This window comes from Paenibacillus elgii NBRC 100335, assembly GCF_004000865.1.
GTDB lineage: Bacteria > Bacillota > Bacilli > Paenibacillales > NBRC-103111 > Paenibacillus_G > Paenibacillus_G elgii.
The window spans coordinates 56,261-82,375 of record NZ_BIMB01000020.1 but is presented as its reverse complement, the minus strand read 5'-3'; the positions used below and the strand labels follow the sequence as shown (position 1 = coordinate 82,375).

Here is a 26,115-nt window from a genome sequence, read left to right as displayed (position 1 = left end):
GGCATTCTCCTATTTGTTAAACGGCGCCAACGCGCGCTCGGCTTCTTCCTGCGCCTTCTTCAACGCCCCGGCCGGATCGGTCGTCCCCGCCAGCGCCGCCTGAATCTGGTTCGTCAGCGCGGTCGACACTTTGCCATGATTGTGCGTCGACAGTTCCGCATGCGCGTACTGCAATTGATCGCGGGCAACGAGCGCCTGCGGGAACGATGCCGCGTAACTTTTCATCGTCTCTGTATCGAACGCTGACTTGCGTACGCCCACATAGCCCGTAGCCACGCTGAACTGCGCCGCCTGCTCCGCCTCGGTCATGAACTTGACGAATTCCCAGGCCGCCGCCTGCTTCTTTGGACTCGTATCCTTGAAGATGTACAGATTGCCGCCGCCCGTCGGCGAGCCGTACTGCTTCTTCATCGGCGGGAAAGCGACGCCGAAGTCGAATTTAGCGTTGTTTTTCACGTTGGTCAGGTTGCCGCTCGTATGGATCATCATCGCTGTTTTGCCTTGAATGAAGTCGGTCGGCACCGTAGCCCAATCGATGACGCCTTCCGGCATGACCTTATGCTTGCGGGACAAATCCAGCCAGTACTGCAGAGCTTCCAGGTTTTCCGGCGTATCAAACATCACTTTTTTGCCGTCTGCCATCATCAAGTTTTGCTTCGGGTCCGTATGGTTTTGCAGCGCAAACAGCTGAAGCATCCAATAGGAATCGTCGTTGCCGGGAATTTCGAGGCCCGCCCGTCCTTCTTTCTTCAGCTTCTTGCCGTACTCGATCAGCTCGTCCCATGTTTTCGGCGGCTTCTCCGGGTCAAGCCCCGCTTCCTTGAACATGTCTTTGTTGTAATACAGCACGATCGTACTGCGCTGGAACGGGATGCTGTACGTTTTGCCGCCCGTTTGCGTGTCTTCGACGAAAGCAGGATAAAAATCGCTCATATTGACGCCCGAATCTTTGGCGATGAAATCGTCGAGCGGAATGATCGCATTCGTATCCAGCATGCTGTACAGCTCCGTCGACATCATGACCGCGACATCGGGCGGCTGCTTCGCTTGAATGCCCGATTGAATTTTAATGGTGTTGTCCCCGTAATTTCCCGTGTACACCGGCTTGACTTTAATGTTCGGATGCTTCTCCATAAACTTGTTCGTCATCCCGTCAATGACTTTCATGACCGGACCGCCGACATTGACCGGATAATAAAAGGTCAGCTCGACGGCTTCGTTCGCCGCCGCAGGCTTGTCCGTCTGGCTTGCCTGTGACGCGGATACGGCAGGCGCTGCCGGTTTTTCGCTCGCCGCCGGAGCCGCCGGCTTGCCGCAGCCCGCAAGCAGTGTCATCCCGGCCAACGGCGGCAGCAGCCATTTCAAGTGCTTTTGCATGATCGTCTCTCCTCTTCTGTCCGATGGTCGAATCGGCTAACATCCCGTTCACGCTTAGTATAAAAGGCGCGCCACCGCTTGGACATCACACAGCTTGACCGTTCGCTTATCCTTTTAGCAAGGTGCAGACGAAAGGAACGTAACCCTCGCGCCAATATAAAAATCAAGTAAAAAAACGAATAAGCTGGCGAGCGGTTTATCCGGTTTTGTCCGATTGGTTATCAAGTTCGGTCCATGTAGCGCGAAGGAGAGACGCCGCGCACCTTTTTGAACATGCGGGTAAAGGAGCTGAGGTTCTGATAGCCGAGCTTTTCGGAAATTTGCGTCAAATGCATCCCGTTCTTCATCAGGGCTACGGCCAGCTCCGTTTTTTCGCGCAGCACATATTCCGTAAAGCTCTGATCCGTCACCTCCCGGAACAATCGGCTCAAATACGAGCTGTTCATATAGAACGCGTCGGCGGTTTCCTGCAGGGAAAGCTCCCGGTGCAAATGCGTTTTGATATACTGCTTGATTTGCAGAATCGTCTTCGTTTTGTCGTCCTGCGAATGGGAGCGCACTTCTTCTCCGGCCCGGGCCAGCTCGGTGAGCAGCAGTTCCGCGAGCTCGTCAAGCCGCACGGCGGCGTAAAACCGGTCGACCAATCGGTGGTTTGCCGACACGGAGCCGGAAGCGATCTCTTCGCAGGCAGACCAGAGGCGGAAAAGAAGCTCCGTGAACATATTTTTGACAATGGGCGGATGAAGGTACGGGGGCTGCTTCAGCGCGCCGCACAGATCGCCGACGAGCCGCTTCATTTCTTCGAATTGCAGGGAGCCCGCTCGTTCGTACATGTCTCTTTTCAGCTTCAGAACAGCTTCGCTCATCGTTTCGCTGATCAGGTCGTCCTTCGCGTAAACTTCGCCGACCCGGCCGTAAAACTCCGCTTGCAGCAGATCGGCGGCTTGGCGGTCGAACGTCCGCCACCCGTAAGGATCGGCGAACGGCGCGCTCATCGCGACCGCTAGCTCAAGTCCGCTGGTTTGCTCGACCGCCTCCTTCCACCGCACGGCGTCGGATACCGGCGCAGAGCCGGAAAAGATCAAGTGCCATCTCCGCTTCGGCAGTTCCGGGGTCCCGCCCAAATACCGGCTTCCGAATTGCCGGACGGCCAGACGCTCGATTTCCTCGCTGACGCTCTCCGTCTCCTCCTCGGTCAGCGATGCGCCATGCAGCTGGACGACCCACGCCTGATACCGTTCCGCCTTCAGAGCGGGGGAAAACTCCTTGAGCTGGACGTCGAACCGGTCGGGATCGGGAACAGGCAGAACGCCGTCGAGCCAGCTTTGGAAAAAATGTCTCCTCCGCCCGCTCCGGTTCATGTCCTCCTCGCCGGTTGCCTCCGCTTCGCGCCGTTTTTGCCGCAATTCCAGCGACAGGTTTTGCAAAATATCGCAAAGCTCTTTCATGTCCAGCGTCGATTTCAGCAAAAAATCGGCCACCTGCAATTGGATGGCGCTGCGCGCGTAGCTCATATCCTGCTGGCAGGTCAAAATGATGAATTTGGCGTCCGGGCGGCGCGTCTTCGCGTAATGGATGAAGGACAGCCCGTCCATCTTCGGCAGCTCGATATCGACAAGCACGATATCGGGAAGATGCCGCACGAACATTTCATAGGCTTCGGCGCCGTCTGCGGCCTCGCATACCAGCTCCATGCCGAGCGTCGACCACGGAACGGCTTTTTTCAGCCCTAGCCGGACCAGCACTTCGTCTTCGACAATCATGACTTTCATGGCAATTCGCCCTCCTTTTTAGCATCTGTCATCCAGGGAAGTATCACGACGACTTCCGTGCCTTCCCCAAGTCGGCTAACGACCCGGATGCCGTAAAGCTCTCCGTATTCCAGTCGGATACGCTCCTGCAAATTGAGCAGGCTAATGCCGGACGTTTGCCTTCCTTCTCCTTCTTGGGCACGAGGAAGAAGCAGCAGCCGGAGCGTATCGTCATCCATCCCGTTGCCGTTGTCGGCGATACGAATCGTAAGCGTGCCGTCCGCAAGCCGCGTGGTGATGGTAAGGCTCGGCACTTTGGCAAAAGGAGCACGGAAGCCGTGCGTGACGGCATTTTCCAGCAAAGGCTGCAGCGTGAACTTCGGAATCCGGGCCTGAAGCGAGCATTCGTCCAAGTCCAGCTTGACGTCGATCTTCTGCATGGAGCGGATTTCATGGAAACGGATATATTGGATCGCGTAGTCCTTCTCCTCCTCTACCGTCCCGAACAGCACGCCCGTATTTTTCAGCGTATAGTCGAGCATCCGGGTCAACGCAAGAATGGCGTCAGCCATCGTGGAATCGCCGTGCAGCAGCGCCATGAAGCGCAACGCGTTCAGCGAATTGTGCCAAAAATGCGGCCGCATTTGCGCCTGCAGCACATGCATCTCAAGCTGCCGCTTCTCGCTCTCGCTCTGACGGATCGTGCGGATATGCAGCTGAATTTGCTCGAAAAACCGGTACATCCCGCGGTTTAACGTCTCAAGCTCCTTGAAGCCTCTGTAATCATACGGCTCCGGCGTCGCGCCTTCCGAGGCCGCCCGTACGATCCGGGACATCCGCTGCAACGGGAGCGTAAGCTTGATATACAGAATGCAGAACGAGGTGACGATAAGCAGGACGGAAAAGGCGGTTGTCATGGCCGTCGTCTGCCACACGCCGACACTCTCCGCGTTCAACGAACGAAGGGGAACGATCGACAATATTTCCCAGTTTGTGGAAGGGATCAGCTTATAAATAAAGTAGCAATCTTGATCGGCGATACGGATCTGCCCCGAGCCGGAACCTTCCCCGTTTCTCCGGATGAGCCCGTCAATTCCGTTTGTTCCGAGCGATGCCAGATCACCGGAAAAGGCGGAGGACGGCTCGTTCCGAAACAAAATGCGGCCTTCCGGGGACAGGATGAACACGGCGTTGGCCTCGTTGATCCGCACCGTATCCAGCATCGTTTCGATCAACGTGCCGTTCATCTTGATCGTCAGCGTACCGAGCGAGCGGTCGTCCTGCACGATGTTTTTGCTGACGTACAAGGCGTTCGGGAAAGCGCTGAAGTGAAAGTCTGCGGCGACATCCGCACGGGGGTAGCTGTTGTCCAGAACCAGCCGCTGACCGTACCAAGGGAAGGAAGCGAGCGTCGTTTTAAACTGCTCCTCTTCCTTGGGGTCGACGGGAGGGTAAGCAAACACGCGGTCCTGAGCTGTAAGAATCTGGATGTATATGGGGAACCGCAGGCGGAAGTAATTCAAGGCCCCTTCCACGGCTTCTCTCGTTCCGTCGCGATTTTCGCGGATCATGCTCTTTAGATCCGGTTTGACGGATAGGGTGCGGGCAAAGTCGTCGAGATAATTCAAATAGTTGATCATGTTGACCGACAACGCATCCATTTTGTCGAAAATAATCTGGTTATACTGCTTCTCGATGGCAGACGTGGACTGCTTGCTGATGATGTAGCCTTGGAAGGCGATCAAAAAGAGGACGGTGTAAGTGACGGTCACGAACAGGAACAATTTCCAGCCGGACAGCATGGAGGCGAACTTTTCTTTCCGTTTCATGGTTGGTTCTCCTTGAAGAGACAGCGTTTTTGGAGGACGATGGAAGACTTCGCCCAAGACGTTGAAACCATCGTAACGCTTTACCATGATCTTCAAATTAAGGTTTTGCTAATTTTATGTAAAGATTCGCGTTGTACAGGTCAACTAAAAAAACTTCCCGCAAGCCGCTTTCGGCGGTTTACGGGAAGTTCTGTTATCCGATCCGTTGACCTTCCAGCCAACGAACCGCCTCTGCGAAATGGTCATCCGACCGCGCTAAAGCAGCGGACGCTTCCTGCCTTTCGATGCCGAACCGATGCATCAGAATCGCCACGCGCGCATCGCCTTCGGCCCGCCGGGCCAGCTCCTCCGCTACGTCCCGGTCCGCTCCGGTCGCTTCGCCAATAATGCGCACGACCCGGTCACGCAGCTTGGCGTTCGTCGCCTGCACGTTCACCATCAGGTTGCCGTACACTTTGCCGAGCTGAACCATAACGGTTGTGCTGATCATGTTCAGCACCATCTTTTGCGCGGTGCCGGCCTTCATGCGCGTCGAACCGGTAACCACCTCGGGTCCGACCGGCACCTCGATGCCGTGTGCCGCCGCTCGGCTAAGCTCGGTGCCCGTGTTGCACGAGATGCCGACGGTCAAGGCGCCGATGCGGTTGGCTTCGCGGATCGCCCCCAGCACATACGGCGTCCGGCCGCTCGCCGTAAGGCCGACGACCGCGTCCGCCGACGTTGCATGGCGCGCGATATCCGCCGCTCCGGCTTCCAAATCGTCCTCCGCGTTTTCGACGGGATTCACTATCGCTGTCTCGCCCCCGGCAATAATGCCGCGCACAAGCGACGAATCAACCCCGAACGTCGGAGGACATTCGGACGCGTCCAGAATGCCGAGCCGGCCGCTCGTGCCGGCCCCGATGTAATAAAGCTTGCCGCCCTGCTTCAACCGCTCCGCAATCGCGGTAATAGCTTCCTCGATTTGCGGCAGCGCAGCTTGCACGGAAGCGGCAATCGTACCGTCCTCGCTGTTGATCGTCTCGATGATTTCCCGCACGCTCATCCGGTCCAAATGGACGGACTTGGCGTTGCGCTGCTCCGTAACCGGCTGCCGTTGTTCGTTATGCGTCATAAAATCTCCTTCCCTTCTCGGCTCCCTGATCGCCATAGCTGCCTTTCCCGCCCCGTCTTACTTGACCGCGCCCGCCGTCATGCCGTCCATAAACTGCCTGGAGGAGAGGGCGAACAGCACGATCATCGGCAGCGACGACAAGGTCAGGCCCGCGAACAGCACACTCCAATCGGTGGAGTATTCGCTGAACAGCGTCAGCATGCCGACGGGAATCGTCTTTTTCACTTCGTCTTGGATGAAGATCAGCGGGAAGAAGAAATCGTTCCACACCGTGATGAAATTCATGATCATGACCGTTCCGAGCGCCGGTCGCATCAAGGGCGCCACGATGCTCAGCAGCAGGCGGAGATCGGAGCAGCCGTCGATCCGGCCCGCCTCCTCCAGCTCCTTCGGCAGCGTCCGAAAAAATCCGGTCAAAATCAGGACCGACATCGGGATGCCGATGGCCGTATACATCAGGATCAGCGAAGTAACCGTGTTCATCAGCCCCAAGTTTTTCATCAGCATGAACAGCGGGACGATGCCCAGCTTGACAGGAATCATCATGCCGAGCAGAAAGAAGAAGAACAGCGCCGGATTCCAGCGGAACGGATATCTGGCAATATAGAACGAAGCCAGCGACCCAAACAGCAGGATCAAGGCGACGGATACGACGCTGACCGTCAGGCTGTTCCAGAAATAATCGAAGTAAGGCAGCTGGTCCAGCAGCTTCTTGTAGGCGGTCATGCTCCAAGCCTTCGGCAGTCCGATCGGATTTTTGAAAATGTCGATGTTCGTCTTGAACGAAGACAAGAGCATCAGAACGATCGGATAGAGGCTGAGGAGCGCGAACAGACTGGCGATAACGTAATGCGACGCGCGTAATGCCGGGTTTGTTTTCACGAAGCGTCTACCCCCTTTCTAATACTCCATGTCCCGCTTGCGAACATAGGCCATAAACAATGCCGACAAGGTCGCGATGATCAAAAACAGTACGACCGCCAGCGCCGAGCCTAGACCGACCGCAACGCCGTCGCCCGACGATCCGCCGAAAGCCGTACGGTAAAAGAAAACGGCCAGTGTATCCGTTGAATGATACGGTTCCCCCTGCGAGCCCTGCATCGCATACACAAGCTCGAACGCTTCGAACGCGTGGATGAACGTAAATACGGTGAGAATGACGATGGACTGCGTCATCATGGGCAGAATGATCGAGCGAATCAAACGGAAGCCCTGCACCCCGTCCAGCCTCGACGCCTCGATCACCTCTTGGGAGATCGACTGCAAGCCTGCAAGTAGTATCAGCACCGCGAAGCCGACGCCGAACCAACTGTTCGCGAGAATGATCGCCGTCAATGCCGTCCCCGGCTCGCCAAGCCACGGCCTCGCCCATTCGGCGAGACCGCTGTTCTTGAGCGCGAAGTTTACGACGCCGGAATTCGGGTTCAGCATCAGCTTCCACAGGAAGCCGACGACGATGACCGATAGCAGCCGCGGTACAAAATAGGCCATTTTAAACAGCTCGGCGCCCTTCACTTTCGTGTAAATAATGTATGCCAAAACGAAAGCGATACCATTTTGCACGATCATTTCCAGTATAAAATAATAAACGTTATGCCCGAACGCGTTCCAGAACAGCCCGTTGAACGGCTCCGTCGTGAACAGCTTGACGAAATTGTCGATCCCGACAAAAGCGCCCTTCTGAAGCCCCTTCCAGTCGAACAAGCTGTAGCTGAAAGCCGCTACGATCGGATACACGACAAACAGCGCGTAGACGGCGAGGGCAGGAACCGGGAACAGGTGGATGATCCCTCGTTTCCAGTTCAAACCCGGCTGTCGTTTGCTTGTGCGGTCCCATACCGCCACTTCTCGATTCATTGCGCCCCGCCCTTTCTATAAAGTTTGTGTCGACCGGAGGTTTATTTGGCCGCGGGCTTGAACCAGGAATCGGCGCTCTTCTGCACGATATCCGTCACCGTGTCCGGCTTTTCCTTGCCCAGGAACATTCCTTGGAGAGCCGTTTCCAGCGTGGCCTTGGTCGTCGGATTGCCTGCGCTGAAATACACGACCATCGCATACGGCGTCGAATTGGCGGCCGCGAGCTGGATCATTTTCGCAACAATCGGGTCGGAGGATTCCACGCCCGGAATCGTGCTCGGCTTCTTCAGATCGTCGGCCACCATCTTGCCGAATTCCTTCGTCGTCATGAACTCGATAAACTTCATAGCCGCCTCTTTATTCTTCGAAGCAGCGTTGACGGCGAACGAACCGTCCACCCAGTTGGTCACGCTGGCCTTGCCGTCCGCCTTCACCGGAGGAACCGGGAACAGATCCAGATCGAGGTCCGGGTTCATCTTTTTCATGACTGCAATTTCCCAGTCGCCCATTACAATCATTCCCGCCTGCTCGGTGACGAACAGATTGCGCATGTCATCCATGCCGAGACCCGTATAATTTTCCGGGAAATATTTTGTCAGATCTTGAAGCATCGTGATCGAATCAGTGAACTCTTTGCTTTTGAAATTCGTTTTGCCCGCAAGCAGGTTATTGACAAACTCGGTGCCCCCGTAAAATTGCGGGCCAAGCGCGCCGTGCGTCAGGGACAAAATCCAGCCTTCCTTGGAGCCGAAGGCAAACGGCGCAATCTTGTTCTGCTTCAGCGTATCGGCCGCCTTCATCAGCTCGTCCCAAGTTTTCGGCTCGGATAAGTTGAACTTTTTGAACAGCTTTTTGTTATAGAAAATTTGCGTCGAGCTGTAGACTGTCGGCACGCCGTATACTTTGCCGTCCTTGCCGGTAGCGGCCATTTTCGCTTCCTTCGGAATCGCTTCGAGCCCCTTGACGCTGTCGAGCGGCTCCAAGTATTTGGCGTCGGCGAGCGCGATGCCGGCGGCATACGGCCTGAGGTGAATGATGTCGGGGCCACTGCCGGTTTGCAGCGCCGTATTCAGCACCGTGTTGTATTCGGTGTTTTTGGTCGGCTTGAATTCGACCTCGATGTCGGGATTCGTCTTGTTGAACGCTTTGATGATCTTCTCGTACACTTCCTTGTCTTCCGTCCGCCAGCTGCCCATCGTCAGCTTGACCTTCTGCGCTTCCGTTTTCTTTCCTCCGCCCCCGTTTGCCGCCGGAGCTTCCTGGGCCCCGTCCTTCGACGGGCTGCTGCAGCCCGTTGCGATAAGCGATATGGCGGCAGCGAGTGCGATTGCCGATTTCATGGTCTTGGTCCCCTTCATACTTAAGCCCTCCCTTGGATGATGATTCTCTATTTATCCTCGATGAGCGAGGTATAAACCGCCGTATGCAAAATCGGCCGCAGCTCCCGCATAATCGGACTTCGTCCGAAGTGCACCGCGTTCGTCAAAAACACGACAATCAGCTCATGGTACGGATCGATCCACAGGCTTGTTCCGGTAAAGCCGGTATGTCCGAAGCTGCCGTGCGGCCAAGACGCCCCGCAGGACGGTGCCCGATCCTGACCGTGCCATAGCTCCCAACCAAGCGCCCGGCCTTGGTACGGATTGCGGAAGCAAGCGTTGATCGTTTCCCTGCCCAGCAGTTCTCCGCCGTCCGGGTCAAGCCATGCCCGGGCGTACTTGCGCAGATCGCCCGCCGTTGTGAACAGTCCCGCGCTGCCGCTGACGCCTCCGAGATGAAAACTCTTCTCGTCATGGACAACTCCGTGCACATACCCGGTACCGTCGTCCAGCGGTTCTGTGGCGGCAATTCGTCCGAGCAGCTCAGGCCGCGGATTGAACATCGAATCGGCCATCCCCAGCGGGTCGAACACGTACCGGTGCGCGCTCGATTCCAGCGATTGCCCGGATACGACGGCAGCGACCTCGCCGAGCAAAATCATCCCGAGGTCGCTATACACCGCCTGCTCCCCGGGCTCCGTCACCAGCTCCTGCTTCAGCACGAGAGGAATGACATCCCGGCGCTCTGTCCGCTTGGCGTAAGGAAGCTCGGGAGAAAGCCCGGACGTATGCATCAGCAGGTGACGCAGCGTCACGTTCGGATGGCGGAAGCCGGTAATATACGTCTGGACGGGATCGTCCAGCCGGAGCCTACCCCGTTCCGCCAGCGCCAGGATGACCGGCAAGGTCACCGTGACTTTCGTTAACGAAGCGACGTCGAACATCGTACGCTCGTTCACCTGACACTCGGCGGTGCCGTCCGAATAGGACCCGTAAGCTTGGCTCCATCGAACGTCAGCCCCCAGCGAGATATCCACCACGGCTCCGGGAATCGCCTTTTCGTTCACCCAGCGCCGGATCAAGCGGTCTACCGCGCTCCATTTGTTTGGATCGGTCATCTCTCCATCGCCGCCCCTCTTTCTAATGTTCCAACACTTTTGTAAACGCTGTCATTGTTTATACTCATATTATAAAATATTATTTCATTTTGTAAATAGTGACATGAAATTTTATTTCTGAAATAAAAAAAGCCTTGCGCCTAAAACGCAAGGGGCAAGGGCAGGGTGTTGAGAAACGCTGCAAGTAGAATATCTCAGACAATAGAGATGAGGGATATCCTCCCACCTTAAGCGCAGGGACTCGATCATTGGGCATCGTGAAAAATAAGCCCCAGACTGTAGCGCGTGCCGGATGTAATCGTGCTTACACCGTGACGGAGCGTCGTCCGGTACGTCCCGCGAGTGCCCTGCACCGGACGATGCTGCGTCGGAAAAATAAGCCCGGCTCCTTGCTCCAGCGCAATCGCATGGCCTCTGGACTGGGCTCTCGGCCTCTGCTCAACCAGCAAAAATTCGCCTCCTGCATATTCCTTTTCCCGCTGATTCAAGATAAAGACGACCTGGAACGGGAAAAATATATCCCCGTACATATCTTGATGCAAGCAGTTATAGCCCCCTGCCTCATACTTCAAAAGCAGCGGCGTCGGGCGGGTCTGTCCGTGCTCATGGCAGCGTTCCAGAAATTGTGCCAGCTCGGGAGGGTACACGGCTTCCTGACCGAGATGCGTCTGCCAACGGTTGGCCGTTTCGGCCAGCCGGGGGTAAAACGAGACGCGCAGTTCCTGCAGCAGCGACGGCAGCGGAGCCTGAAAGTACTTATATTCTCCAACGCCAAACCGGTACCGGGCCATATCGATCCGGGTCCGGAAGTGCGACTCCTCCTCATACATGCTTATGAGCACACGGCACTCGTCGTTCTGCAACAAAGGCGGAAACGCGGCAAAGCCTTGCTCGTCCAATGCTTGTTGGATCGAAGTCCAGTCTAGCCCCGCGACACGCTTCTTTATAGGTTCCGTCATCCCAAAGGCTCCTTCCGTGATAATTTAGCGGCTGCCTTCATCATAACCAAAAAGCCCTGGCAGCGTCTTTCCATATCATGCTAACCTATTCTGGGTTGCGACAGACTCTGTATGAATCATCCGTTTTTACCAAATCAGTCATGTTATGGGAAGCCCTTTCGATACCTTGTAAGACACCTGATAAAATTAGCGGAACAAAACTGTAGCTATTACCGCCCAATTGGCCCGACCGCACAAAATAGAGAACCTGTGGTGCGTAAACGTCCCGGAATTAGGGACTATGCACATTTTTCGACACACTTTAGTCACCTCAGTTCCTCTATTCACGGGACCGAGCGTCAAAAGCTTCAGTAGCGCACTGTAGTTCCTTTATCTTCAAGCCGGGTCGTTCAACGGATTCAACCCGCATCCTCTCCTCCAAAAAAAGAGATCGTCCCTCGGCAAAAGATTTGCCTCTGGAACGATCTCTTATCAGTACCCCATTCAACTCGCCTCAAGCACGGCTCATCAAGCCTCGCCGCCCCCGGCGCTCCGGTTCGCCTCGGCCCGGCTCTCCGCAAAGTCGGCCAGCAACCGCGCACCGTAACCGGTCGCGCCGGCCGGGTAATAACCGCGTGCAACTTTGGCCTGCACGGTGTTCGCCATGTCGATGTGCACCCAGCGCATCGCATCAGCGTCCACAAAGCGGCGCAGGAACAGCGCCGCAACAATCGCTCCGCCGTACGAAATCGGCGGAATATTGTTCATGTCCGCGTAATCGCTGCGCAGCAGCTCCTCGTAGTCGTCGACCAGCGGCATCGGCCACAGCCGGTCTCCGCAATGCTCGCCGATGGCGGCCAGCGTGTCGACCAGCTTGCGGTCGCCCCACGCCCCGGCGAGGCCCAGCCCGAGCGCTTCACCGACATTGCCCGTCAGCGTCGCGATGTCGACCACTTCCCGGGCGCCGAGACGCCCGGCGTGCAGCAGCGCATCGGCCAGCACGAGGCGGCCTTCCGCGTCAGTGTTGCCGACTTGCACGGAGAATCCGTTCGGGTACGTGACCACCGTGGACGGCACGAACGCCGCCGCGTCGGGCATATTGTCCGCGACCGCGATCAGCGCGACGATGTTCGCCTGCAGCTCGGAGCGGCTGATCATGTCCATCGCGCCAAGCACGGCGCAGGCACCGCCCATATCAAACCGCGCGTCGCTGATATCCCGTCCGGACTTGACGTTCATGCCGCCCATATCGAACGTAATGCCTTTACCCACGAGCGCCAGCAGCGGCTGCGACGGATCGGTGCAGAACGTCAGCTCGATGAGCGCGGGCTTGTACTGGCTTCCCTGCGCGACGGTCAATAGCCCGTTCATGCCCAGACCGGCCAACTCCCGCTCCCCATAGATACGAACGTTCACCGGCCGCTCCGCAAACCGCTCCCGAACCATCTCGACGAGCGATTCCGGATGCAGCACGTTCGGCGGCTCGTTGCACAGGTCGCGCGCAAACATGGTCCCTTCCGCACGAACCGCCGTCTGTTCTAGCACTTCCTCATAAGAAGCCTCACTAGCGCATACCAGGTGCAGACACTCCACCGTACGGGCTTCCTTGCGGGATTTGTATTTGTCGAACGCATACGAACCGAGCAGCCAGCCCTCCGCCCAAGCGCGCACCGCCTCTTCCTCGGAAAGCGCGCCGCCCAGCGCCCGGACGAGCGGCTCCAACATGACGGTCACGGTCGCAAAGCCTTCCTTATGAACCGCTCTGGCCGCATTTCCTGCCGCTTCGCGTACCCGTTCCCCATTCGCCTCCGGCCCAAGTCCGACGATCAGCACGTGCGCCTCTTCGCCGCGCCCGTAAAACCAAGTGACCGCGCCGCGGGCTTTCATCGCCGGCCGCAGCTCCAGCTGCGGAACCGGCTGTCCGGCGTGCTCCGGGCACAGATAAACCGTGACATCCGCCGTTTGAACGAATCCTGTCGTGATCTTCATCCTTTGCTCTCCCCATACAAGTGGCAAGCCACGTAATGGCCCGGCTCCTGCTCCTGGAACACGGGTGCCTTCGCCCGGCAGACATCCATTGCCGCCGGGCAGCGGGTATGAAACCGGCAGCCGGACGGCGGGTTGACCGGGCTGGGCAGGTCGCCCTTCAGCACGATTTTCTCGCGCTTCAGCCGTGGGTCCGGTACGGGCACGGAAGAAAAGAGCGCCTGCGTGTACGGATGCAGTGGCTTTTCGTAGATCGAGTCCTTATCTGCGAGCTCGACCATTGAGCCGAGATACATGACGCCGATCCGGTCGCTAATATGCTCGACGACACTCAAGTCGTGGGAAATAAACAAGTACGTCAGCCCGAACTCCTCCTGCAAATCCTGCAGCAGGTTCAGCACCTGCGACTGGATGGACACGTCGAGCGCGGATACCGGCTCGTCGGCCACGATCAGGCTCGGCTTTACCGCCAAAGCGCGGGCGATGCCGACGCGCTGGCGCTGGCCGCCGCTGAACTCGTGCGGGTAGCGCTCGCCGTGGAACGAGCTTAAGCCGACGACTTCGAGCAGCCGCTGCACGTCCTTTTCCCGCTCCGCCGCCGACATTTTCTCGTGAATAAGCAGCGGCTCGGCGATGATGTCCTTGATCTTCATGCGCGGATTGAGCGACGCGTAGGGATCCTGGAACACCATCTGCATCTGCCGGCGCAGCGGACGGATGCGGGCTTCGTCCAGCTTCCCGATCTCCTGCCCGTCGAACCAGATCTCGCCTTCACTCGGCGCCAGCAGCCGCGTAATCAGGCGGCCCGTCGTCGACTTGCCGCAGCCGCTCTCGCCGACGATGCTGAACGTCTCGCCCTTGCGGATGGAGAAAGATACGTTATCCACCGCCTGCAGCAAAGCCGGCTTTCCGAACCACCCTTTCTTGATCGGAAACACTTTGCGCAGGTTTTTCACTTCCACCAGCGGTTTCGTCACGCTTTCCCTTCTCCCTTCGCGCTATCGTTCTCATATAGCCAGCAGCGGCACTTTCGGCCGCCGGTCGTCTGTACCAGCTGCGGCTCCCGCTCGCGGCAGATGTCCATCACCTCAGAGCATCGGGGAGCAAACTTGCAGCCGGTCGGCATGTTCGTCAAGTCCGGCACGTTGCCGGGAATCGATTCGAGCCGCCGGTGATTCTGGCGCAGCTTCGGCACCGAATGAATAAGCCCCTTCGTATACGGATGCTGCGGATCGTCGAAAATATCCAGCACGTTCCCTTCCTCGACGACGCGCCCGGCGTACATAACGATGACGCGGTCGCACATTTCGGCCACCACGCCCAAATCGTGGGTGATCAGCATGATGGACATGTCGTTCTCGTCCTTCAGCTTCTTCATCAGGTCCAAAATTTGCGCCTGGATCGTTACGTCCAGCGCGGTCGTAGGCTCGTCGGCAATGAGAAGCTGCGGGTTACAGGACATCGCCATGGCGATCATGACCCGCTGCCTCATGCCCCCGGAGAGCTGGTGCGGATATTCGTCGATGACATCCTCGGCGCGCGGAATGCCGACCAGCTTCAGCATATGAACGGCATGCTCCCGGGCCTTGCTTTTATCATATTTCAAATGCAGGCGGATCGCTTCGACGAGCTGCTTGCCGATCTTGAGCACCGGATTGAGCGACGTCATCGGCTCCTGAAAAATCATCGCGATGTCCTTGCCCCGGATCGAGCGCATCTCGCTTTCGGACAGCGCGACCAGATCCTTCTCCTGAAAACGGACCGTTCCCCCAACGATGCTCCCCGGCGTGCCGTGCAGCAGCCGCATGACGGACAAGGACGTGACGCTTTTGCCGCAGCCGGATTCTCCGACCAGACCGAGCACTTCGCCTTTGTTCACATGAAAATCGACGCCATCGATCGCGTTGACTTTGCCTTGATCCCGGGTGAACTGTGTCTTGAGGCCTTTCACGTCAAGTAGTTTTTGAGTCATTCGCGTTACTCCTGTTCTAATTCTTGATCTTCGGATCGAGCGCGTCTCTCAAACCGTCTCCCAGTATGTTGAAGGCGAGAACCGTCAGGAAAATCGCGGCTCCCGGAAAATAAACGACATGCGGCGCGATGCTGAGGTAATCGCGGCCCATGCTCAGCATGGCCCCCCAGTCCGGGTCCGAAGGCTTCGCCCCGAGGCCGAGAAAGCTCAGGCCCGATGCAGCCAAAACGGTCGTCCCGATCCGCATCGTGAAGTAAACGATCAGACTCGGAACGGTTTCGGGAAAAATATGGCGGGCAATAATCCGCACGTTGTTCGCCCCGATGGAACGGGCCGCTTCCACATACAGCGACTCCTTCGTTTCCAAGGTGGCGCTGCGGATCAGCCTTGCGAACGACGGTATGCCGAAAATCGCAACGGCGACGACGACGTTCATCAGCCCCGGCCCGAGGATCGCGACGATCCCGATTGCCAGCAGCAGATCGGGGAACGAGAACATGACGTCGCTGCTCCGCATAATCAGCCGGTCGAGCCAGCCGCCGTAATAGCCGCTGATCAGCCCAAGCACTGTGCCGATGGCCGCGCCGATCAGCACGGCGCTGAGGCCGACGGACAACGACAGCCGGGTGCCGACGAGAATGCGGCTGAAAATATCGCGGCCGTACTCGTCCGTACCGGCCAAATGCTTCGCCGACGGGCCGGACAAAATGTTATCGTAATCCGGCACGGACGGATCGTAAGGCGCAAGCGCGGGACCGATCACAGCGACGATGACGAGCAACAAGATAAACAAGCCTGCGGCGAACGCGAGCTTTTGCTTTTTCATTTTGATCCAAAAATCGCGGAGCGGACTGCTTTTCATTAACGGAACGGCCGTGTCCGCAGCGTGGTCGATGACGATGTTTTGACTCATGGTGGTCCTCCTCAGTTCTGGCCCGACAGGCGAATTTTAGGATTGAGCACGCCATACAGGACGTCAACGAGCAAGTTGACCAGAATGAATTCGACGGCGAACAGCAGCAGCTCCGCTTGAATGACCGTATAATCGCGGAAGGCGATCGAATCGATCAGCAGCCGCCCGAGCCCGGGGATACTGAATACCGTCTCGACAATGACCGAGCCGCCGAGCAGAAAGCCGAACTGAAGCCCGGCCACCGTAATGACGGAGATCATCGAGTTTTTCATCGCATGCCCCCAGACGACCGCGCGCTCGTTCAAGCCTTTGGCCCGGCCGGTCCGGATGTAGTCCTGCTTCAACGACTCCAGCAGGGATGCCCGGGAGAAGCGCGCCAGCATCGACATGATGCCCGCTCCGAGCGTAATCGACGGAAGTACGTAGCCCTGCCACGTATCGACGCCTCCGGTCGGCAGCCAGCCGAGCTGTACGGAGAACAGCTGGATGAGCAGCAGTCCGAGCCAGAACGGCGGCACCGAGATGCCCGACACCGCGGTCAGCATGCTCAAATAGTCCGGCCAGCGGTTGCGCTTCGTCGCCGAGATGACGCCGATCACGATCCCGAACAGGAGCGCCCAGCCCATGCTGAAAATCGTCAGCCAAATCGTCGGCATCATGCGCGAGGCAAGCATTTCCGTCACCGGCTGGCTCGTTTTGAGCGAACGGCCCAGATCCCCCTGCAGCAGATACGACATGTAGATGAAATATTGCTCCCAGAGCGGCTTGTCGAGGCCGAGCTCGGCCTGAATGCGGCTAATGTCTTCGAGCGTAGCTTCCTTGCCGGCAACTAACCGCGCCGGATCGCCGGGAATCAAGTGGATGAACAGAAAGATCAAGACGGAAACAATAAAAAGAATCGGAATGACGGCAACCAATCGTTTAAGCACATACTGAGCCAAGCTTCTACACTCCTCCTCTGAAAACCTGCCATTAGGCGAGATGCTGTGGTGAGCACCGCACCGGAGGGCGGGTCAACACAGCATCAGGTCAGGACTTACTTCTTGATTTCGGCTTCGCGGACGTTGATCGAGCCGTCCGGATATACTTTTACGCCTTCGAGGTAGTTTTTCTTGCCGGATACGATCTGGTCGACGGCAAGGAACACCCACGGAGCGTCTTTGTAAATTTGCGCTTGAACATCGGCGTAAACGGCTTTTTGCTCATCGGCGTTCGACAGCTTGTTCGCTTTTGCGATCAGCTCGTCTACTTTGTCGTTCTTGTAGTAAGCGGTGTTCGCTCCGTTCGGAGGGAACATTTCGCTCGCGAAGAGCGGGCGAGTCGCCGCGTCGGCGTCGGCCGAGGACGGGGACCAGCTGACATACCACATTTGCACCTTGGATTCCTGCGGCGTTTTGGCCGAGTTGATCTCGTTGGACAGCGTGCCTTCTTCCATCGGCTTCACGTCAAGCGTGATGCCTACGGCTGCCAGCTGCTGCTGCACGAACTGCATACCTTTGACCGTTTCGGAGTCGGAGCTGCCCCAGATTTCGGCTTTGAAGCCGTTTTCGAGGCCGGCTTCCTTCAGGAGCGCTTTCGCTTTCTCCACATTGCCGTCATACGGCGTTTGCTTCGCATAGAACTGCGTTTTGGACGACATCGTCGAGTCCAGCTTCTCGGCAAAGCCCGATTTGACGACTTTGATATAGGCGTCTTTGTTGATCGCATAGTTGATCGCCTGACGGACGCGGACGTCGTCGAACGGCTTCTTCGTCATGTTCATCGTGATATAGCGTGCAATCGTCGAAGGCGTTTTGTCCACGACGACGCCGTTCTTCCCGTTCACCTGCTCCACCTGCTCAGTCGGCAGCGGATAGACGAAATCGGCTTCGCCCGTTTTCAGCATCGCGACGCGGGAACCGTTCTCCGGCACCGGCTTGAAGGTGATGGTATCCACCTTCGGCAGACCTTTTTCCCAATAATCGGCGTTCTTCTCGATCGTCATCCGGTCGCCCTGCACCCATTCCTTATACTTGAACGGGCCGGTGCCTACCGGGTGCTGGCCGATATCTTTGCCGTACTTCTCCAGTGCCTGCGGACTGATGATCATCAGCATGGCCAGCTTGTTCAGCATCGCGGAATACGGCTGGGACAGCGTGATTTTTACCGTTTTGGCGTCGACGACTTCGGTTTTCTCTACGGCGGCGAAGCTGCGCGCCATTTTCAGGTTATTATCTTTGTTTTTTACCCGGTCGAGGTTGACTTTGACCGCTTCCGCGTTGAACGGCGTGCCGTCATGGAACTTGATGTTCTCCTTCAGCTTGAAGGTGTATACCTTGGCGTCCGGGCTCACTTCGTAAGATTCAGCCAACACGGGCACGACCTTCATATCCTGATCGAAGCCGAGCAGGCCTTGATACATCGTGCGGTAGCCGGAAATGGACAGCGTATCGGCCGCGTTGTGCGGGTCCAGCGTCACGAAATTGGCGTTGACTGCAATCGTGATGCCGTTACCTTCCTTCTTGGCCGTCGGCTGGTCGGCCGCGCCTTGCTGCTGCGGTTTGCCCGCGCCACCGCTACAGCCTGCGAACATCGCGCCGGCGAGCACCAATGCCGTAAAAGCTGCGAAACGTTTTTTCATAGAAAATCCCCCCGTTTTTCATTGATTTATGCTCAATCTTCCTGCGGGACGAACAAGCCGTTCGTCCACTAAGAAGGAAGACCGTTACCCATGTGTAGTGAAGCGCCCAACTATAAACGGAATACGGTTTTTCTCTCGCCTACGACGATGTGGTTATCGTTCTTGATCTCCTTCGGAGCCAGCGCGTACAACCGGTCGATCGTATCGCGGTTGTCGTAGCCGATCTGCTCCAGAATCGAAGCGGCGATAATCGGCCATACGAGCTCCGAGCCGTCCAGAACTTTTAAGGCGAAGCTCATGCGCTCCTTTTTGAGTCCGAAGCCGTATACACCTTTGGCGCCGCCCTTGGCGACAATGTTCGGATCGGTCAGCAGCGCGGTGCAGATAAAGTCGTGGCTCGCGATGATCTCCGGGTGCGCGTTCATGTAGCCGGCGATTTTCGTCACGGCCGCTCTCGTATCGGCATTCGCGATCAGATCCGGGCAGGCCAGCTTCAGGTAGGCGCGAGCGATGTTTTGGAGCGGCATCGCATACACCGGAAAGCCGCAGCCGTCCACTCCGATACGGATGTTTTCCTTCGGGTAGTCGGCCATTTCAGCCATTGCTTCCAAGCTGAGCTGCTGCGCCGGGTGCTCGATACTCCAGTACGTTTCGAGGTCGTAGCCGAGCTCCTTGGACAGCGCGAGAAAACCGGAATGCTTGCCGGAGCAGTTATGGTACAGCTTGCGCTTCTCCAAATGATCCCAGTAGCAGGCTGCCCGCGGTGCTTCATTAAGCGGGTAAGTCGGACAGCACAGGATATCTTCTTCCTTCAGCCCGGTTTTCTGCAAAACCGACTCAAGCGCCTCGATATGATACTTCTCCCCTCGGTGCGAGGCGGCGAACAGAGCCGCTTCCTTCGGGCTCAGCTTGAATTTTTCGTCGATGCCGTTCTTGATGACCGGGATCGCCTGAAACGGCTTCGCCGCCGAACGCAAAAACGTCATATGCCGTTCGTCGCCGACAGCATGCACAATTCGGCCGTTCTCGTCCATTCCGCAGACAAGGCCCATATGTACATTTTCCAGCACGCCTCCGCGGTATTCTTCCACCAATCGTTCGAAGCCCATAAGTAACTCATTTCCTTTCGGCATGTGAAGTTCAAGATGTTCCTGCGGTTAACGGCCCGGGCATCCCGCTTTGCTAACGCTTTCAAGTCGGGCTCGTCGGGTCCGGAACCGCTTTAAATGATTCCTTGAACAAATGTAATTCGTTTATTTTCACCACTGATGTTAATAATAACAGCCGTTTTTTTCGCTTGTCAATAATAATTTGAACAAATTGTGAAGATGAATCGCGATTTACGGGAGGATATGGAGCAATTTGAAATTTATTTATTCCAGTGACGGTATTAATTTCATCTCCTGTCGTTTTTGTCCTTCGTACGATAAAAAAAACCGCCCCTCCTCCCCATCCATTTGGCTGGGAGGCGTGCGGTTTTTCGGGTTTCAGCCTTGTGGCTGTCATCCAGACGTTGTACGTTTTTTCGGAATTACGGAATGGTCGTCGTTTTTGTGTTGCGCATCCTCTCAGGCCCGACCGGAAGGACACATCTAAGCGGTACGCTCGCTTGCGTCAAGCCCGATGCCCGAAAATTCTTGCAAAATTATCCATGTTTCGCATCAAGGCGTCTGTCTTTGCAAGCGGCGTCTGCTCTAGCTTACGGTTAATATCCAACAGGAAGGAAGCCATATCGGACGTATTAGCGCCTGCGAACCGGTTATCGAGCTTCGTCGTCTTCAGTTCATGCATCAGTTGTTTCGTTTCCTCACGATACTTGGTCACCCACTGCTCGTTTTGCGGGATTTTTTTGACAAACGAAAACAAAATGCTGCCCCAGTCGCCGCTACCGGTTATCGCTTCGTTCAGCTTTTTGTAGGTATCCGGTTCGAACCTCTTCATCAGCTCGTTGATGTCCACATAGTCCTCGGGTGCCCCGACCGGCCGGGATGGCGGCATCTTGTAGGAGACGCTCCCTGTTGCCGAATCAACCGTTACCTTCGCGCCGATGACGGCAATTTGATTCATGACCGCCATCAACTCGGACGATTCGCCGCCCGACATATAACGGTCGGCCACATATTGGGCCTGTGCTAATCCTGCTTCCCGCAATGCGGCGCGCTCCCCTTCGTCCGAGACGGAGCCGCCCGGCAGCAGATTGGAGCCGATGATCGTATGCACCGCATCGCTTACCTCCTGCGACTTCCCTTCAAGCAGCCGGTTCAGCGATTCGTCGATTTGGGCTGATACGAAAATTTTGCCCACGTGGTGCTTGATTGCGCCTTCGGCCAACTGCCGGCCGGTCGGACTGATTTCGACCGTATCATGCTTCAAACCGGCAATCGTCCCCGGTCTCAGGCCGGGCTTGCTCTCCTGTTCGCGGATCGCGTACAGGTTCAAGACGCTGCTTTCTCCGCCGGAAACTTTCACGTTACCCCTCCTCTTCAAAATAAAAGAAAAATGACACCCTACTGGATATATCGTCCATATTCTTTCATTTATTTAGAGAAGATTCCATTTTCCATGCCCGCGCCAGCAGCCTTACCCCTTCCCGGATGTCCGCTTCGGACAAACCGCCGAAGCCGAGCAGCACGGTTGGGGCCTCGTCAGCCTCCGACCGCAGCCGGTAAGCAGAAGCCGGGTAGACGCCGACGCCTTCCCGGGCGGCCGCGCGAACAAGCTCCGCTTCGTCCTTCTCGCCGCGAACCCGAAGCAGCAGGTGTAGCCCCGAGTCCGCGCCGATCATCTCGACGCCCGCCGGAAAAGTGTCGCGTACCGCGTACAGCAGCGCATCGCGCTTTTTGTGGTAGACGCTGCGCATTTTGCGCACATGCCGCCCAAAGTCGCCGGATTGCATGAACAGCTGCTGCGTCATCTGAAAGATCGGCGAGGCAAGCTGGTCGTAGCTGTGCCGGCGGCTGCGAAACCTCGCCAGCAGTGCAGGCGGCAGCACGAGATAGCTGAGCCGGAACGCCGGCGTCAGCGCCCGCGAGAACGTGCCAACGTAGATGACGCGGCCGTCATCGTCCAGGCTTTGCAGCGAAGGGATCGGCCGGCCGCTGTAGCGGAATTCGCCGTCGTAGTCGTTCTCGACGATGTAGGCCCGCCGCTCCTTCGCCCATTGGAGCAGCTTGAGCCGCTTGCCCGCCGACAGCGTCATGCCATACGGAAATTGATGCGACGGAGTGACATAGACGGCCTGGGCGCCGCTGGCCTGCAGCTCTTCGAGGCAGATGCCGTCGCTTTCCAGCCGAAGGGGCCGGCAATCGAACCGAAACTGCCCGAAGAGCGCTTTTACCCCGTCGTTGACCGCTTCTTCGGAAGCCATACAGTTGACATCCTCGTGCAGCAATTGAAACAGTAAATCGAGTGAATGGTACGTGCCCGCACCGACCACGATCTGCTCCGGCTGGCAGCGTACCCCACGCATATGGTGCAGATAGGCGGCAATTTCGGCGCGCAGCTCCGGCTCGCCCTGCAAATCGCCGTACAGCAGCAGACGGCTGTTTTCCGGCAGCAGACAGCGGTTCATCAGCCGGCGCCATTTCGCCAGCGGGAAGCTCGCGATATCGACGCTGCCGTAGCCGAAGTCGTAACGGAGCGGTTCATCCTGAGACGCATGGTATGCGCGCTTCGGCGATGGCGACACCGCGGAACGTTCTGCCGGCGCGTCGGTCTGCACCTGCAGAGAGGCGGACGTGTCCAGCTCGGCGGCATACAGCCCGCTGCGCGGTCGGCTGTTCACATAGCCCTCGGCGAGCAGCTGCTCGTAGGCTAGAGCGACAGGCGACCGGCTTACGCCCAGGTAAGCGGACAGCGTGCGGATGGACGGCAGCCGCTCGTTCGCCGGAATGCGACCGGCGGCGATTTCGTCGCGGATATAGCGGTACAGCTGCATATACAGCGCTTCGCCCGACGATTCGTCGAGCCTCGGCATCAAGTCGATCATCCCGGCTTCTCCTTTGCATGAATCTGTCACTTGAAAAATTATTAAACTGACCATTTTTTAAATGTCAAAATGCGGTTATGCTCATCTTATCATCCCATTGCGCAAAGCGGAAGACATGCACCATATCACCAACTACGAGCTGACCCCGTTAGCCGGATTTTAGGAGGAACCAAACCGATGACCCTTATTTTGCCGCATATCGAACGGCTCACCCCTTACGCCTTGGGCGACCTTCCGCCGGAAGGAAGCGCCGCAATCAAGCTAAATCAGAACGAAAGCCCGTACCCGCCCTCTCCGCTTGTACTGGAAGCGCTGCGTACGCTTGGCGAAGAAGAGCTTCGCCGTTACCCCGACGCCCGCTGCGCACAGCTGCGTGCCGCACTTTCGCGGCTGCACGGCGTCAAGGACGAACAAATCTTTTGCGGGAATGGTTCGAGCGAGATTATCTCCTTGATCGTCAAAGGCTTCATCGGCCCGAACCGGCGCATGGCCCTGCCGGACCCGTCGTTCTCGCTGTATCATACGGTGGCCGCATCTTATCAGGCTTCCTCCATCGCCATCCCGACGCGCAGCGACTATACCGTCGATACGGAGCTGCTGATGAACAGCGGGGCGGATGCGATCGTGCTGGTCAATCCGAATGCGCCAACCGGACACCTGCTGCCGCTTGAAGAAGTCGAACGACTGGTCAGCCGCTTCCCGGGGCTGGTCGTCATCGACGAAGCCTATATTGACTTTGCCGATCCCGGCGCAACAGCTATCCCACTAGTGGACCGCTATCCCAACGTGATCGTCGTCCGCACGTTTTCCAAGGCCCACGCCTTGTGCGGAGCGCGGGTCGGCTACTGCATCGCTGCCGAGCCGCTCATTGCCGCTCTGGAAAAGAGCAAAGACATCTACAACATCAACGCGATCAGCCGGAAGCTTGCCGTGGCCGCTCTGGAGGACCGGGAATACACGGCGCACACGGTAGCGGCGGTCAAGGCGACGCGCGATAGCTTCATCGTCGAGCTTCGAAGCCTTGGCTTTGACGTCATCCCTTCGCAAACGAACTTTGTGCTGTGCACGCCTCCTGCGGGAGCCGGAAAGCCCGATGCCCGCGAATGGTACCGGAAGCTGCTGGAACGAAACATCTACGTCCGCCATTTCGAGCACCCCCGCCTGGCCGACAAGCTGCGCATTTCGATCGGTACGGACGATGAAATGGCTGCCGTTACCGCTGTGCTGCGTGGATTGCTCGCTTAAAGGCAAGAAGCTCCCGCCCCTTTGCGAAGGGGACCGGGAGCTTTTTTCGCAATCGAGGCGGATTCAATGCTATAATTTTGCTATTCATATCATGATTTGCCGATAGTTACGGACGACGGAGGAACCTACCTATGAACGCCAGCAGTATGGAACACGTGATGCAGCAGCTTAGCGCAACAACGGATTTGGCCGAACGCAGGCGCATAGCCAAGGAAATCATCGAAGAAATAACGACTCCCGCAATGGCTTCAAAAGCCGTTTCCTTAGCCAAGGAGAGCTTGGAAGACGCACTAAAGGATTGCCAAACCGGCGAATTGGGCACCTATCTGGACGTCAACGATCCGGAACAGGTTGTCGCGCTGATCGAAATTGTTCACCGGTGCCTTGGAACGGGCGGGGATTTATCCGGAATCATAATCCCCATCGCACGGCTTCATCATCTGGACCGGAAAGAATCGGAGAAAACCGATACGGAGCTTTATCTTCAATACCGAGCTGCCGCCCTGCTCGATGCCTTACTGGCCGCAGAAATCCCTTTTCCGGATGAAGCGGTACAGCTTATCCTTGTTGCGGGCAAGCGTTATGTAAAGGATCAGGCAACCGAGCAATACATTTGCAGCATCCACTGGAGACTGGCCGACAGCGGCATCAATATATCCGGCGCGATTCCATCGCTCGTGACGATTTTTAAAAACGGGGAGACGAGCGAGCTCGTACAATATTCGCTTTTAGCGCTATGGGCCGCCGTCAGGCAAGGGTACTTCGATACGCCGATTCCCGACAGCGATCTATCATACCAAGTGTGGCTCAAACATCTTATTTCCAGCGGTACATATAAGCTGAAGAAGAAAGATGAACCCAACCAACTGGGCATCATCAGCTGCCTGATCGAAATGGTAAGAACTTACCCCGAACTCAAAGGGCTCGCCGCCGAATATTTGGAGCAATGCAAGATCCGGGAGCCCAAACGTCCGACCACGGATTACCAGCACGATCTGAATCATTATTTCTCTCTTTGTCGGGAATAGTACGGAAGCTAAAAGCAGCCGCGGCGTTCATCCATGCCGGGCTGCTTCGTTATGGGCATTATTATATTCGGAGAACCCGGAACCGCCGCCTTCATCGTTGCACAGCAAGCATCCGTGGCAGGACAAATAGACGGCATGCTTAGAGCACATGGGATACCCTCTGGGAATGGTCGGTGAATCGTCATCCTCGTCCACCTCGGCCCATTCGATATAATAGCTTGGATCAAGGTACCCCGCTTGCAAAGCATCGATCATGAGCTGAAAGTCCGCCAATCGCCCGACGACCATCTCTTTGTTCGGCGTATAGCTGAGCTTCTCCCAGCCGGATTCGTTCATAGCCCCCTGAATCGTACGGGTCATAAACGCCTTCTCATTGGCAAAATTGTCCGCCGTCCAAGGCATCTCCTCCAGGCCAAACCCTACCGTTCCAATCCCTACGACCGACTGGTCGCGTTGAGCAAGCCAAATGACCAGTTCTTTCTCCCGGTCCGTATTCGCGATTCGAGAACCGCTAAGCACCAGGACATCAAGAAAGACGGAGGTCAACCCGTTCGACATGGTAAGATAGGGCGCCTCGTCTTCTTGGGCTTCAGGCATGGAAATCACATTTCCCACGAGTGTCCCTCCCTCCTTTTCACGACTATTCCCCGCAGAACAAAGCCTATAACTGCATGCCAAATCTTTTTAATTCGATAAAAATGCCTTCCAACCGTCTTCCTTTTTCCGTCAACGTATATTCGACGCGCGGAGGAACTTCCGGGTATACCGTTCTTTCCAGCATACCGTGGTCTTCCAGTTCTTTCAGACGAAGCGAGAGCGTTTTCGGACTTATGCCATCCATCGATTTCAGCAGGTCGCTGAATCGCATCGTTCCTTCGATCAGCAGGTCGCGAATAATTAAAAAGGTCCATTTCGTCCCGATCACATCCAGCGTTTTGGCAATGGGACAAGGCACGCCAGGCGTTCCTTTGGTTAGAACGACCGGTTCAAGCTCACTCATCCAAGCACCCTCCCAAAATTTTTTTCACTTAATTATCCCCATTGTATCACATAAATATAC

General features: G+C 56.8%; 22 protein-coding genes. 2 read left to right on the top strand and 20 right to left on the bottom strand.

Features of this window, described 5'->3' with window-relative positions; translation table 11 throughout:
- Nucleotides 1-9: 9 nt before the first annotated feature.
- The 18 genes from PEL01S_RS16750 to pdxR form a co-directional block, all read right to left on the bottom strand.
- Entirely contained in the window at nucleotides 10-1,377 is a 1,368-nt protein-coding gene (locus PEL01S_RS16750) for an ABC transporter substrate-binding protein (protein ID WP_127461101.1), read from the bottom strand.
- Between the two features lie 221 nt (nucleotides 1,378-1,598).
- Nucleotides 1,599-3,149, bottom strand: a complete 1,551-nt coding sequence (locus PEL01S_RS16745) for a response regulator (RefSeq protein ID WP_127461100.1) — start codon at nucleotides 3,147-3,149, stop codon at nucleotides 1,599-1,601.
- Nucleotides 3,146-4,957 (bottom strand): sensor histidine kinase, encoded by a 1,812-nt coding sequence (locus PEL01S_RS16740; RefSeq protein ID WP_163768495.1) that lies wholly within the window; start codon nucleotides 4,955-4,957, stop codon nucleotides 3,146-3,148. The genes PEL01S_RS16745 and PEL01S_RS16740 overlap by 4 nt, the downstream gene beginning before the upstream one ends.
- A gap of 193 nt (nucleotides 4,958-5,150) precedes the next feature.
- Complete coding sequence (gene murQ / locus PEL01S_RS16735; protein WP_063184503.1) at nucleotides 5,151-6,071, bottom strand: N-acetylmuramic acid 6-phosphate etherase; 921 nt, start codon at nucleotides 6,069-6,071, stop codon at nucleotides 5,151-5,153.
- Between the two features lie 57 nt (nucleotides 6,072-6,128).
- Nucleotides 6,129-6,953, bottom strand: coding sequence for a carbohydrate ABC transporter permease (locus PEL01S_RS16730; protein ID WP_127461098.1), 825 nt, complete (start codon nucleotides 6,951-6,953; stop codon nucleotides 6,129-6,131).
- Nucleotides 6,954-6,971: 18 nt separating this feature from the next.
- Nucleotides 6,972-7,928 (bottom strand): carbohydrate ABC transporter permease, encoded by a 957-nt coding sequence (locus PEL01S_RS16725; protein WP_239551525.1) that lies wholly within the window; start codon nucleotides 7,926-7,928, stop codon nucleotides 6,972-6,974.
- A 41-nt stretch (nucleotides 7,929-7,969) separates the two neighbouring features.
- Entirely contained in the window at nucleotides 7,970-9,286 is a 1,317-nt protein-coding gene (locus tag PEL01S_RS16720; protein ID WP_127461097.1) for an ABC transporter substrate-binding protein, read from the bottom strand.
- Nucleotides 9,287-9,315: 29 nt separating this feature from the next.
- The gene (locus PEL01S_RS16715; RefSeq protein ID WP_127461096.1) at nucleotides 9,316-10,365 is read right to left on the bottom strand and encodes a serine hydrolase domain-containing protein; all 1,050 of its coding nucleotides are present in this window, start codon (nucleotides 10,363-10,365) and stop codon (nucleotides 9,316-9,318) included.
- A gap of 245 nt (nucleotides 10,366-10,610) precedes the next feature.
- Nucleotides 10,611-11,324 (bottom strand): 2OG-Fe(II) oxygenase, encoded by a 714-nt coding sequence (locus PEL01S_RS16710; protein ID WP_127461095.1) that lies wholly within the window; start codon nucleotides 11,322-11,324, stop codon nucleotides 10,611-10,613.
- A 507-nt stretch (nucleotides 11,325-11,831) separates the two neighbouring features.
- A complete protein-coding gene (locus PEL01S_RS16705) occupies nucleotides 11,832-13,292 on the bottom strand; it encodes a leucyl aminopeptidase family protein (protein WP_127461094.1) in 1,461 nt (486 codons plus the stop codon).
- Nucleotides 13,289-14,266 (bottom strand): ABC transporter ATP-binding protein, encoded by a 978-nt coding sequence (locus PEL01S_RS16700; protein WP_127461093.1) that lies wholly within the window; start codon nucleotides 14,264-14,266, stop codon nucleotides 13,289-13,291. The genes PEL01S_RS16705 and PEL01S_RS16700 overlap by 4 nt, the downstream gene beginning before the upstream one ends.
- Nucleotides 14,263-15,261 carry an ABC transporter ATP-binding protein gene (locus tag PEL01S_RS16695; protein WP_127461092.1) on the bottom strand — a complete coding sequence of 333 codons (999 nt, stop codon included), beginning with the start codon at nucleotides 15,259-15,261 and terminating at the stop codon, nucleotides 14,263-14,265. The genes PEL01S_RS16700 and PEL01S_RS16695 overlap by 4 nt, the downstream gene beginning before the upstream one ends.
- A 16-nt stretch (nucleotides 15,262-15,277) precedes the next feature.
- Complete coding sequence (locus PEL01S_RS16690; RefSeq protein ID WP_063184451.1) at nucleotides 15,278-16,174, bottom strand: ABC transporter permease subunit; 897 nt, start codon at nucleotides 16,172-16,174, stop codon at nucleotides 15,278-15,280.
- A gap of 11 nt (nucleotides 16,175-16,185) precedes the next feature.
- On the bottom strand, nucleotides 16,186-17,115 hold the full coding sequence (locus tag PEL01S_RS16685) for an ABC transporter permease subunit (RefSeq protein WP_127461091.1): 930 nt from the start codon (nucleotides 17,113-17,115) through the stop codon (nucleotides 16,186-16,188).
- Nucleotides 17,116-17,210: 95 nt separating this feature from the next.
- A complete protein-coding gene (locus PEL01S_RS16680) occupies nucleotides 17,211-18,794 on the bottom strand; it encodes a glutathione ABC transporter substrate-binding protein (RefSeq protein ID WP_063184449.1) in 1,584 nt (527 codons plus the stop codon).
- Between the two features lie 110 nt (nucleotides 18,795-18,904).
- Complete coding sequence (locus tag PEL01S_RS16675) at nucleotides 18,905-19,903, bottom strand: asparaginase (RefSeq protein WP_127461090.1); 999 nt, start codon at nucleotides 19,901-19,903, stop codon at nucleotides 18,905-18,907.
- Nucleotides 19,904-20,408: 505 nt separating this feature from the next.
- Nucleotides 20,409-21,263 carry a hypothetical protein gene (locus PEL01S_RS16670; RefSeq protein WP_127461089.1) on the bottom strand — a complete coding sequence of 285 codons (855 nt, stop codon included), beginning with the start codon at nucleotides 21,261-21,263 and terminating at the stop codon, nucleotides 20,409-20,411.
- 64 nt (nucleotides 21,264-21,327) lie between these two features.
- Nucleotides 21,328-22,782, bottom strand: coding sequence for a MocR-like pyridoxine biosynthesis transcription factor PdxR (gene pdxR / locus PEL01S_RS16665; RefSeq protein ID WP_127461088.1), 1,455 nt, complete (start codon nucleotides 22,780-22,782; stop codon nucleotides 21,328-21,330).
- Nucleotides 22,783-22,959: 177 nt separating this feature from the next.
- Between pdxR and hisC the strand changes: the two genes are divergently transcribed.
- On the top strand, nucleotides 22,960-24,027 hold the full coding sequence (hisC, locus tag PEL01S_RS16660; RefSeq protein ID WP_127461087.1) for a histidinol-phosphate transaminase: 1,068 nt from the start codon (nucleotides 22,960-22,962) through the stop codon (nucleotides 24,025-24,027).
- A 131-nt stretch (nucleotides 24,028-24,158) separates the two neighbouring features.
- Nucleotides 24,159-25,055 (top strand): hypothetical protein, encoded by an 897-nt coding sequence (locus PEL01S_RS16655; RefSeq protein WP_127461086.1) that lies wholly within the window; start codon nucleotides 24,159-24,161, stop codon nucleotides 25,053-25,055.
- A 27-nt stretch (nucleotides 25,056-25,082) separates the two neighbouring features.
- On the opposite strand, the gene PEL01S_RS16650 is transcribed toward PEL01S_RS16655, so the two are convergent.
- Entirely contained in the window at nucleotides 25,083-25,670 is a 588-nt protein-coding gene (locus PEL01S_RS16650; protein WP_127461085.1) for a hypothetical protein, read from the bottom strand.
- 46 nt (nucleotides 25,671-25,716) lie between these two features.
- Nucleotides 25,717-26,055, bottom strand: a complete 339-nt coding sequence (locus PEL01S_RS16645; protein WP_010498754.1) for a winged helix-turn-helix transcriptional regulator — start codon at nucleotides 26,053-26,055, stop codon at nucleotides 25,717-25,719.
- Nucleotides 26,056-26,115 lie beyond the last annotated feature (60 nt).